Source organism: Clostridium sp. UBA5119 (genome assembly GCF_002414285.1).
Lineage (GTDB): Bacteria > Bacillota > Clostridia > Clostridiales > Clostridiaceae > Clostridium_J > Clostridium_J sulfidigenes.
This window is the reverse complement of sequence record NZ_DHYX01000060.1, coordinates 1-10,528: the sequence shown is the minus strand read 5'-3', so window position 1 is coordinate 10,528 and position 10,528 is coordinate 1. Positions and strand designations below refer to the sequence as shown.

At 29.9% G+C, this 10,528-nt stretch carries 12 protein-coding genes; 9 read left to right on the top strand and 3 right to left on the bottom strand.

Annotated features, from left to right (window positions below; translation table 11 throughout):
* Nucleotides 1-180: 180 nt before the first annotated feature.
* The 5 genes from B2671_RS09900 to B2671_RS09880 all read left to right on the top strand — a co-directional run bounded on the left by B2671_RS09900 (nucleotide 181) and on the right by B2671_RS09880 (nucleotide 5,250).
* Complete coding sequence (locus B2671_RS09900) at nucleotides 181-1,479, top strand: IS30 family transposase (RefSeq protein WP_346870260.1); 1,299 nt, start codon at nucleotides 181-183, stop codon at nucleotides 1,477-1,479.
* Between the two features lie 465 nt (nucleotides 1,480-1,944).
* Nucleotides 1,945-2,433, top strand: a complete 489-nt coding sequence (locus tag B2671_RS09895; protein ID WP_346870259.1) for a hypothetical protein — start codon at nucleotides 1,945-1,947, stop codon at nucleotides 2,431-2,433.
* A gap of 130 nt (nucleotides 2,434-2,563) precedes the next feature.
* Nucleotides 2,564-4,027 carry a UDP-N-acetylmuramoyl-L-alanyl-D-glutamate--2,6-diaminopimelate ligase gene (locus B2671_RS09890; RefSeq protein ID WP_346870258.1) on the top strand — a complete coding sequence of 488 codons (1,464 nt, stop codon included), beginning with the start codon at nucleotides 2,564-2,566 and terminating at the stop codon, nucleotides 4,025-4,027.
* Nucleotides 4,028-4,135: 108 nt separating this feature from the next.
* Nucleotides 4,136-4,927, top strand: a complete 792-nt coding sequence (locus B2671_RS09885) for an SDR family NAD(P)-dependent oxidoreductase (RefSeq protein ID WP_346870257.1) — start codon at nucleotides 4,136-4,138, stop codon at nucleotides 4,925-4,927.
* Nucleotides 4,928-4,944: 17 nt separating this feature from the next.
* The gene (locus tag B2671_RS09880) at nucleotides 4,945-5,250 is read left to right on the top strand and encodes a hypothetical protein (RefSeq protein ID WP_346870256.1); all 306 of its coding nucleotides are present in this window, start codon (nucleotides 4,945-4,947) and stop codon (nucleotides 5,248-5,250) included.
* Between the two features lie 77 nt (nucleotides 5,251-5,327).
* On the opposite strand, the gene B2671_RS09875 is transcribed toward B2671_RS09880, so the two are convergent.
* Both B2671_RS09875 and B2671_RS09870 read right to left on the bottom strand, forming a co-directional pair.
* Nucleotides 5,328-6,809 carry a nicotinate phosphoribosyltransferase gene (locus tag B2671_RS09875; protein ID WP_346870255.1) on the bottom strand — a complete coding sequence of 494 codons (1,482 nt, stop codon included), beginning with the start codon at nucleotides 6,807-6,809 and terminating at the stop codon, nucleotides 5,328-5,330.
* Nucleotides 6,810-6,968: 159 nt separating this feature from the next.
* Nucleotides 6,969-7,424: a hypothetical protein gene (locus B2671_RS09870; RefSeq protein WP_346870254.1), complete on the bottom strand. Its 456-nt coding sequence runs from the start codon at nucleotides 7,422-7,424 to the stop codon at nucleotides 6,969-6,971.
* Nucleotides 7,425-7,779: 355 nt separating this feature from the next.
* Here B2671_RS09870 and B2671_RS09865 point away from each other — a divergent pair, with 355 nt between their 5' ends.
* Nucleotides 7,780-8,502 carry a D-alanine--D-alanine ligase gene (locus tag B2671_RS09865; protein ID WP_346870253.1) on the top strand — a complete coding sequence of 241 codons (723 nt, stop codon included), beginning with the start codon at nucleotides 7,780-7,782 and terminating at the stop codon, nucleotides 8,500-8,502.
* A 440-nt stretch (nucleotides 8,503-8,942) separates the two neighbouring features.
* Here B2671_RS09865 and B2671_RS09860 read toward each other — a convergent pair whose 3' ends face one another.
* The gene (locus B2671_RS09860) at nucleotides 8,943-9,155 is read right to left on the bottom strand and encodes a hypothetical protein (protein WP_346847129.1); all 213 of its coding nucleotides are present in this window, start codon (nucleotides 9,153-9,155) and stop codon (nucleotides 8,943-8,945) included.
* A 306-nt stretch (nucleotides 9,156-9,461) separates the two neighbouring features.
* Here B2671_RS09860 and B2671_RS09855 point away from each other — a divergent pair, with 306 nt between their 5' ends.
* From B2671_RS09855 to B2671_RS09845, 3 genes are all read left to right on the top strand, one after another.
* Complete coding sequence (locus tag B2671_RS09855; RefSeq protein ID WP_346870252.1) at nucleotides 9,462-9,887, top strand: hypothetical protein; 426 nt, start codon at nucleotides 9,462-9,464, stop codon at nucleotides 9,885-9,887.
* 80 nt (nucleotides 9,888-9,967) lie between these two features.
* Nucleotides 9,968-10,192 (top strand): DUF1659 domain-containing protein, encoded by a 225-nt coding sequence (locus B2671_RS09850; protein WP_035131025.1) that lies wholly within the window; start codon nucleotides 9,968-9,970, stop codon nucleotides 10,190-10,192.
* A 58-nt stretch (nucleotides 10,193-10,250) separates the two neighbouring features.
* Nucleotides 10,251-10,469 carry a DUF2922 domain-containing protein gene (locus B2671_RS09845; RefSeq protein ID WP_346870251.1) on the top strand — a complete coding sequence of 73 codons (219 nt, stop codon included), beginning with the start codon at nucleotides 10,251-10,253 and terminating at the stop codon, nucleotides 10,467-10,469.
* The last annotated feature ends 59 nt before the right edge of the window (nucleotides 10,470-10,528 follow it).

The following is a 10,528-nucleotide window of genomic DNA, read 5'->3' as shown; positions in this document are numbered from 1 at the left end:
AATTGTAAATCGAAATGCAACCCTTTCGACTAACAATTGAGTAATAATTCTTAAAGTTTATATCTATGCCATGTGGTTGCACCTTGGCTTACAAAAAGATTGGTCTATGCCAGTCTTTTTTGTTTTCTAAGTTAAAATAATCATATATCCTGTAAATGTTGGCGGCAGAATGGAGGATATATGTCTAAGTTTTTTACTTACGAAGAAAGACTTACATTACAAAAATTCTTGAAAGAGACTCTTTCATTTAAAGAAATCAGCCGCAGGATGGATAAAAATCCAACTACCATCTCTAGAGAAGTACGCAAATACAGTTCTCAGATTACATCCGGATATCCTGGCTTCCCTTATAATGCCTGTAAAGATCGGATGAATTGCAGGAAAAAAGATATCTGTGGAAAGTCATGTAAGCGAAACTCATCTCCTTATTGTAAGCTGTGTCCTTACTGCAACGAAAACTGTTCTGACTTTATTGAAGAAATCTGTACTGCCCAATATAGAGTTCCTTATGTTTGTAATGGCTGTGAGACTGTTTGTAAATGTACTCTTTTGAAAACACTTTATGATGCAGAGCATGCTCATATCAAAGCTCATGAGTCGATCTCCCAGTCACGAAGCGGTTTATGTATATCAGAAGATGAAATAGCCAGATTAAACAAGATTATTTCACCACTGATAGGACAAGGACAATCCGTAAATCAGATTTTCATCACACATCAAGACGAACTTATGTGTAGCGAGAAAACGATTTATAACTACATTGATGCCTGCCTTTTTGATGTAAGGAACATTGATCTTCCTCGAAAAGTAAAGTTTCGAGAACGCTACAAAAAGCCAGAATTTAAAGTGGATAAAGGATGCCGCATCGGGCGTAATTATGATTCATTTCAAGCATTTATCGAAAAGAATCCAGATACTGCGATTGTACAAATGGACTCTGTTATTGGTAGTAAGGGTGGAAAATGTCTGCTAACAATTCATTTTGTAGACACTAGCCTAATGTTAGCTTACCTAAGAGAGTCTAATACTTCAAAATCAGTAACGGATATCTTTAGGATCCTTTATCAAACACTAGGGAAGGAACTTTTTATAAAGCTATTTCCGGTGATACTTACGGATAACGGTAGTGAATTTTCTAATCCAAAAGCGATTGAGTATAGTACCGATAAATTCGAAAAACATCGTACCAATGTATTTTACTGTGATGCTGGTAGCCCCTATCAAAAGGGAGCCATTGAGGTGAATCACGAATTGATTCGTAGGATTTTACCGAAAGGAACCAGCTTTAACAACTTAACACAGGAAGATGTCAGCCTAATGATGAATCACATCAATTCTTACAAAAGAAAAAAGCTGAACAACCGTAGCCCATACGAAACGTTCAGCTTTTATCATGGAGAAGAGGTTCTGCATAAACTAGGATGTGCACCAGTAACAGCCAGTGCCATCATGTTAAAACCTGTTCTTCTCAAAAAATAATAATATAAACAGTGCCGCCAACAGCTCAAAAAAGAACTGAATTTCAGGGGTGGATTCTCCGATTACAAATAAAATCGAGAGAGAGTCGACTTCCTTTTAGCATGCCTATTTCTATTATCATACGATAGAAAAAGTGAAAAATCAAACTGCATTTCGGTTACAAAAATGGCTTCTCGGTTACAAAACCTGCATTTTGATTACAAAAGTTGCGTTTCGTTTACAAAGATTCAGTTTTCAATTACAAACGTTGCTTTTCAATTTACAAAGTGGCATCTCGTGTTACTATTGAGTCCGGCTTACTTTTTTACTATTTAATTTATTGAATAACGTTTGTATTTTCACTATATTCAATATATATTTATTGTAATACAATAAATATTTATTGTAATATTTTAACTTCTATGATAATCTTAGATTATAAACTTTTATTCATCTAAGATTTTTATTTATAGGAGGAAATATAAAATGTTAAAAAGTTTTAATGCTAAAATCCCCAAAAACTACAAAGGATCATTATATTCATTAATTATCAATTTCTTAATAGTAATTATTTATTCATCAATAAACATTATTATTAACCCTTTAAACTTGTGTTTTAGAGGATGGATTAATATGATTGCAAGTATTTGTTTATATCTAATCGGAATTAGTCTAATAATTTTGATTACTACAGCTTTATGCAATTTATATAAACATAAATTTTTAAAACCCCTTGCCTTTACCTTAGCTACTTTATTTATACTAATATTTAGCTTTTTTAGTTTTATTATATTTGCATTTACTTATAGTCCTGAACATACTATTACAAAAAATAATAAAAAAGTAATAGCAAAAGTCCATATGGGACTTCTTCACTCTTTTACTGAATTTTATGAACCATCAACCATATTTTTCAAGCGTCCATCTAATATTCAACATGAGGAATTCAAAGGCAGCTATGATCCCTACAAATAAATTATTTAACACTAAATCATTATTTCATAAGCACTTTTTGCATTATTTTAAGCAATATAAACACTATTTATAGGAAATTTACTCCGTATAATAAGAGTATATGAGTTTATCTAGTTGCGGAGGAGAAATTATGAAGTTATATAAATTGCTTAATCAAATTAATTACACCTTAATAAATGGATATGTGGATATAAACATCGATAATGTAAGTTATGATTCTAGAGAGATAAAACCAAACTCTTTATTTATATGTATAAAAGGTAATAATGCAGATAGTCATAATTTTATAGATGAAGCAGTTACAAATGGTGCTATTGCTATATTAGTAGAGAAAGATATTACTTATTCAAATAAAGATATAGTTATCATAAAAGTAAAAGATACTAGAATTTCTTTGGCTAATATATGCAATTTATTTTATAAGGAGCCCTCAAAAGGATTACAACTTGTAGGAGTAACAGGAACAAATGGGAAAACTACAGTTACACATTATATCAAAGATGTATTAGAGTCCACTGGAAAAACTGTAGGTGTCATTGGTACCTTAGGCTTCAAACTTACCAATGAAAAACTAAATTTTAGCAAAACTACTCCAACTACTCCTGAAGCTTTGGAACTTCAAAAATCCTTTAGAGAATTTAAAGATAATAATGCTAATAGTGTTATAATGGAAGTTACTTCTTCTGCTCTAGCAAAACATAGAGTAGATTTTTGCGATTTTGATATAGGAATATTTACTAACCTATCTCAAGATCATTTAGATGAACATGGTACCATGGAAGCCTATAAAATAGAAAAAATGAAGTTATTCCACAAATGCAAATTAGGAATTATTAATATTGATGACAATGTTTCAAAAGAAATAATAAAAGACGCTACATGTAAAATACTAACCTACGGAATAGAAAACTCAGCTGATATTCAAGCTACTGATATAATATATAGAAGGAATTCTGTTAGTTTTAAAGTAAATTTTAAAAAAACTTGCAATGAAGTTAATGTAAAAATCCCCGGTAAATTTACCGTATACAATGTATTAGCTACAATAGCTACTTGCTATTCTCTAGGAATGAGCATTGAAAATATTATACCACTACTCCCAAATATTAACCCTGTTCCTGGCAGAATTGAATTAATAAAAAACAACTTAAATAAAAATATAATAGTAGATTATGCTCATACTCCAGATGCTTTGGAGAAACTCCTCATTATGGCAAGAGAAATAACCTGTGGACGAATTATTACTGTCTTTGGCTGTGGTGGAGATAGAGATACAACCAAGCGTGAGATTATGGGTAAAATAGCTGGCTCTTTATCAGATTATTGCATAATTACTTCTGATAATCCTAGAACTGAGAATCCAAGGTTAATCCTTGATGAGATAGAATCAGGACTGTTATCTACAATAACTCCTTATGAAAAAATCCTTAATAGAAAACGTGCCATAGAAAGAGGATTAAAAATACTAAAAGATGATGATTTACTTATAATTGCTGGAAAAGGCCATGAAGACTATCAAATTATAGGTAAGAGAAAATTTTATTTTGATGATAGAGAAGTTGTTAAAAATGCTATTAAAAACTTTCTAAAATAGAAAATATATTATTTACTAGTGACTTATGGATAAATTTCCTTAAGTCATTATTTTTATAAGAAGAATTATAAACGAAATAAAATACATACTAAACTAGAGGTGATAAAATTGAAACACATATTAATAACTGGTTGTGGTTCTGGTCTTGGACGTAAAGCAGCTATAACCTTGGCCAGTAGAGGTCACTATGTTTACGCAACCACTCATACTGATGAACAGGCATACAAATTAAATATGTTAAATAAAAAATGGAAACTTCCCATTGAAAGCTTTAAGTTAGATGTATTATGTAAAGAGGATAGAGAAAAAGTAAGAGACTTACCTATAGACGTACTAATAAATAATGCTGCCATAGGAGATTCTGGCTCCGTAGCTGAGATAGATGTAAACAGATTTAGGGCTACTTTTGAAACCAATGTGTTTTGTCCTATAGAATTGACTCAGATCATTTTAAAAGGAATGATAAAAAGAAGAAAGGGAAGAATTATATTTCTATCTTCCTTAACTGGTCGCATGGCTATACCATTTTTATCACCCTACTGTTCTACTAAATTCGCCCTTGAATCCATTGGGTATTGTTTAAATAAAGAACTTAAGCAACTTACAAGAGTGAATATTCCTGTAATCTTAATTGAACCTGGTTCCTATGCTACAGGTTTCAATCAATTAAATATAAGTAAACAGTTTAATTGGATGAAGGTAAGCTCATACTTTAAAAATAGAATAAATAAATTGCAGAGGAAACAATATCTATACTTTAAACTAACTGAATCATCTAATTTGGATAGCATAGTCATGAAGTATGTAGCTGCTACAGAAGAACCTCACCCTAAACTTAGATACATAGCTCCTCGTGTTCAGGGATGTGTTGTAAAAGCTAAAAACATATTAAAAAACTAATTATAAGGAGGCCCATAATGAATAGCAAATATAACAATAACTTTGAAGAAATTCTATTTAAGCCAAAAGATATTATTTCTTCTATGGATGATGATTTAGACTATGTAACTACTTTAAATAAAGATCTAGATCATATAAAAATTAATGATGATTTCTCCAACGAAGAACAGGTTAAGGATCAACATACAATTCAAACCCAAAACTCTAAAAATATACTAATAGATTCATTAGGTAAAACAGAAAAAGGTCATGAAACTCTAAGTAATCTTAATAATAGAAAAGACTCTGTAAATCTAAATAGCTTACCTTTAATGAATAAATAAATGAAGCCATAAAATGACTATGTGACATTCATATCATATAGTCATTTTTATATTTATATATTAATAATTAACTTTTTCTAAGGATGACTTTCTTCATTGGAATATTTATTAATTAAATCATATTTTAGCGTCCATAGTTCTTCAGATAAATCTACATAGTAGTTGTGAGGATTTTTAAGCCTCAAAGACTCCTCCCAGAGGGTTTCAACCTGCCCTTTGCAATACTCTCTAATTTTCTGAATACTAGGACATGAATATACACATTGCCCTTTATCAAAGACTTTCACTTGTAATTCTTTTACATAATAGTCTGTTAAAATAGTTTTCTTCCATGTATGAACAGGGTGAAAAAGAATATATGGCTTACTTTCATCTACAACTTCGTCCCTTAAGGTAAGTAAATCACCTACTGCTTTATTAGTTTTCTTATGATAAAACCTATACAATTTTTTAAAACCAGGATTAGTTACCTTTTCTGGATTTTCACTTAATTTTATTTTAGACTCTAATTTGTTTTCACTTTCTATAGCTACTAACTTATATACTCCTCCAAATACAGGATTAGATTTAGAAGTTATTAGATTTTCTCCTACTCCAAAGATATCTATCTCAGCACCCTGTAGTAACAAGTCACTAATAAGGTATTCATCTAAGGAATTAGATGCAGTTATTTTACAATCTTCCATGCCAGCTTCATCTAACATTTTCCTAGCAGCTTTTGAAAGATATGCAATATCACCACTATCTAACCTAATTCCCTTTAATCTATTTCCTTTAGGCTCTAATATTTCCTTAGCAACTCTTATTGCGTTAGGTATACCACTTTTAAGAGTATTGTAGGTATCCACAAGAAGTACACTGGAAGTGGGATAAACTTCTGCATAAGCCTTGAATGCTTCATATTCACTATGAAAACTTTGAACCCAACTATGAGCCATGGTTCCTAGAGATGGAATTCCATATAATTCTTCTACCATTGTACATGCAGTTCCAAAACAACCTCCTATATAAGCAGCTCTTGCTCCTAATAATGCTCCATCATAACCTTGAGCTCTTCTAGAACCAAATTCTAAAACATTTCGACCCTGAGATGCTCTAACAACTCTGCTTGCTTTAGTAGCAATTAAACTTTGATGATTTATAGTTAAAAGTAGCATGGTTTCTATTAATTGACCTTGAGGAATTGGCCCTCTAACAGTTATTATAGGCTCATTTGGAAATACTACCGTGCCCTCTGGAATGGCCCATATATCACATTGAAATTTAAAATCTCTTAAATACTCCAAAAAACCTTCAGAAAATATTCCTCTTTCCCTTAAAAAGCTTATGTCTTCTTCAGTAAAACTTAAAGTATTTATATACTCTATAAATTGTTCTAATCCAGCAATTATTACATATCCCCCATTATCAGGAATTTTTCTAAAAAACATATCAAAATATGCTATTCTATCCTTCATGCCCTTCTTTAGATATCCATTACCCATAGTCAATTGGTAAAAATCCGTTAACATGCTTAAATTTCTCTTTATATTTACACAACCATCTACTCTAGTATTCATATGTTAACAAGCTTCCTTTCCTTAGTTTTCCTATTAACCCTTATTAAATCAAAGACTTATAACTAAAAATAAATATATTATTCTTAGTTATTTCTTAATTCTTGGATTATTATACTAAGGACTATTCTAACAAATTCTTAGTTATATTAACCTAAATCATTACCCATCTTTTAGTAATGCTTTAATCTTGTCCATACTAAAGTCTTCCTCTACTATTTTATAATACCTTCTTTTCTGGCCATTATAGTTTACTATAATCTCTTTTTCATTAATCCAAGCTATATCAATTCTTATTGGACCTGTTGACCCATCTTCTTTATATGAGCCTATAATTGTCATAAAATATTCCGCTCCATAATCACTACTTCTATTTTCCTTCATTTTCACAGTCTTCATATAATCTATAAATTTCATTGTCTTTTCTTCTTTATATATATTCCATGATTCAGATGAATCAATTCCTCCTTTTAAAGAAAAAAAGGTGACACTAGTACAATTATTCATGTTATACCTATTTATAATAAACTCTTCAAAAGTTCCCTGTTTAGGATAAATGACATATATTATCCCTATTGCTACTATGACTAATATTCCTATAAATATCTTTCTTTTCATTTCTCCTCCTATATAAAATATTGATATGTTCTAAACACTTATTTTACCTCTGCATAGATAAATTTAGATGTAATTCATATTTGCTATATAAATTGTTCATACACACCTTAATTCCATCCATTATATTCCTATATTGAGAATAATTATACGCTATGCCATACTTATATTCAATATAATTTATAATATAATGTAAACACATTTATGTACTAGCAATACAAATAAAATAACAATTTAAAAAATTAAGCTACCTTCTTAAACCACCCTTATCTAAAATCCATTACTTAATGGTACTTTCTATTTTTTTTCATTGAAATATTATTATAGTATAAGAATATAAATTTGAGGAGATGTATATATGAGAGTTGGAGTATTAATGGGTGGAATTTCCTTTGAGCGAAAAATATCCCTTTTATCTGGAAAAGAAATAATTAAAAACCTAAATAGAGATAAATATGAAGTAATTCCTATGATTATAAACTCTAAAAACGAAGTTATAGATAAAATTCACGACTTAGATTTTGCTTTTTTAGCCTTTCATGGGGAATTTGGAGAAGATGGTGCTATTCAAAGTATTTTGGAAAGTGTAGGAATTCCATACTCCGGAAGTAATCCTTTGACTAGTGCCCTTTGCATGAATAAAAAACAATGTAAGCGAATTCTTAAAGCTGAGGGTATTCCTATAGCAAAGGGAATTAATCTATACAAACATGAAGGTGTAAATTTAAAAGAGATAGAAGAATTAAAATACCCTATGATAGTTAAACCTAACAGCGGTGGTTCAAGTATTGGAATTTCTTTAGTTTATAGCAGAGAAGAACTTAGGAATGCTATTTTAGAAGGATTTAAGTATGGTGATGAAATAATTATAGAAGAATATATAAATGGTAGCGAGTACACCGTTCCCCTATTGAATGGAGACACATTACCTATCCTATCTATAATCCATAAAGGAACTTTCTTTGATTATGAATCTAAGTACAATGATACAGATACCTTAGAGGAAGTAGCTATTCTTTCAGAATCCCTTGAAAATGAAATCAATGAAATATCTAAGAATACTTGCGTCAATAATATCTAGTCCAAATTTTATTAATTTATCCTGTCTAAAACCCATAATTGTATGTTTCATAATCTTCTCTCTCCTATCCTTGCTTAATTAACTCTCTATATACTAAATAAGCAATTTAGACGAAAAGTGGAAAATTATTTTATTAAAAATGAAAAAGACAACCCAGAAGTTAATCCTGAACTGTCTAAAATACTTATACAATATTATTAAAATCTCACCTTAAATTACACCACATTTTACCTAGGAAACTAGATAGCTAGAAAACTATATGCCTATAGAAATATATAAATATGGATATATAAAAATAGTTAAATAGTAATATATAGACCTAGTTAAATAGTAAAATAGTTAACTATTTGTTGTGTTCATGGGGGTTTCAAGGCTTTCTCTAATAAGCACTGTATGTTAATTACTAATTATAATACTTTCTTAAACTCTGCTAAAATAACTTACTGAGTTTTACTTTTACAATACCCCATATCTTTCAAAAGTAATGTAATAAAATATATCGCAAGCAATAAATAAGCTAAATTAAAAGCAACATATAGGTTTCTATTTTCAATAATTTTACTAATAGGTTGATGTAATATAGCTATAACTAAAATGAAAATATTCCTACTTAATTGAATTCCTTTGGATTTCTTTCTCCTTATATCTTTCATACTTAATTCTCCTCAACTCACTATTATCAATTATTTTATTCTTCCCTTTAAAACCAAAATTTAAACCTTAAATATTGTTTAAGACAATCTCTTGGTTTACATATGTGTTAAATTTATTATAATGCATTTAATGTTTTACATTCCATAAAAATACATGAAAGTATGATTTTACTGCATAAGATTACAATTTCATATATTAAAATCCCAATAAATATTATCCAAATCTTTTTTAATCATTGACTCTAGTGAATTTTCTTAATAAAAGCATATATAATAAGTGTTAAATAATTTATAAGGAGGTTTTTAATGAAAAAAGAAAATAAAATTAATGATCCCATAGATGAATTTAATTCTGAAGAAGATTTGGAAGAACTTAATGGCATCTGTGAGGCCATCACTGGTATTCCCATATCATCCTTTAATTTTGAAAAAGATACTCTCTCTAAGGAGAATTTATCCACAGCTAATGTAACTTCTCTACCACCTTCTGTTGATAGTTTTACTGATAATCGCAAGGTTAAAACTGAAGCTCCTGGAATAACTCCACCCATAGATGGTGAATTCTTTGATACTCAGAGATGTTATAAAATAAGAAATTCCACTGTTAGAATGCTAAATGAAATTAAAGCTGTTCATCCCAATGTTAATGTTTATATGAATACCATTGTGGATGCAGCAATTAGAAATTACTATGACTTTATTTTCAATAAGGATGGATTTAATACTTTATGATTATTCATCATCTATACTTTCCACTTATTTTTCAAAGTGCATATATAATCATTGAAACCACTGATAAGGAGGTGAATTTAATGGCAGTAGATAAAGTTTTAAACACCACTTCTTTTCATATTGAAGTTGAAAACGGAACTGATAAGACTGGAGCTACAATTTATAAGAAAAAAACTTTTTCTGGAGTAAAACCTAGTGTTGATCCTCAAAATGTTTTTGATGTAGCTGAGGCTATTAAGGATGTTTTAAGTGCTTCTACTAGAGATAGTTACTTAAATGAAACTTCAAAATTAGTTAATGCTTAAGTGTATTAACCGCGAGTATTAACTGTGACTTATCTTAGCGAAAGGAGAAAATTAAACTATGGAATATTCATTATTAATGACTTTTGTTAATGCCAGTGGAGATAAAGTTAACTTATCAATTTCAGGTATTAAGCAAGATATCACTGAACCTCAGGTATCAACTCTTATGGATACCATAATTGCTAAAGATGTTTTTCTTAGTAATGGAGGCTCACTAGCTTCTAAATACGGAGCACAGCTTACCCAAAGACAAACTACTAAGTTCAGTCTTGCCTAAAATAACGAAAATAACGGGGTCAGACCCTGAGGAAAAAATTTCCTCAGGGTCTGACCCCG